This is a genomic window from uncultured Endozoicomonas sp. (genome assembly GCF_947495845.1).
Classification (GTDB): domain Bacteria; phylum Pseudomonadota; class Gammaproteobacteria; order Pseudomonadales; family Endozoicomonadaceae; genus Endozoicomonas.
The window spans coordinates 1-357 of the sequence record NZ_CANMAO010000111.1 but is presented as its reverse complement, the minus strand read 5'-3'; the positions used below and the strand labels follow the sequence as shown (position 1 = coordinate 357).

General features: G+C 46.8%; 1 protein-coding gene. It reads left to right on the top strand.

The genetic code is table 11. The annotated features are described in order from the left end of the window. The coding region (locus Q1B11_RS20320; RefSeq protein ID WP_299735848.1) for a group II intron maturase-specific domain-containing protein at nucleotides 1-319 on the top strand (319 nt) is incomplete at its 5' end. Nucleotides 320-357: the final 38 nt, after the last annotated feature.

Genomic DNA, 357 nt, shown 5'->3' with positions numbered 1-357 from the left:
TTCAATTATTCAGATTGTCGCTGAGTTAAGAAAATCCCTGCTTGGCTGGAAAGCGTATTTCGACATAGCTGAAATACTGAGTCCTCTGCGGGATCTGGACAAATGGGTTCGACGACGATTGCGATGTTATATCTACAAGCAATGGGGTAGTAAAGGCTACCGCATGCTAAGGCGGTTGGGTGTTGATCGGTTCCTTGCATGGAATACGGCAAAATCAGCCCACGGCTATTGGCGGTTAAGCGGCAGTCCTGCGCTGACCAGAGCGCTTCCAAATAGATATTTCAAGAACCTTGGGTTGCCAGAATTGGCAACAAGATAAACAACAGTGATTTGAACCGCGATGCTACATGATCTGTA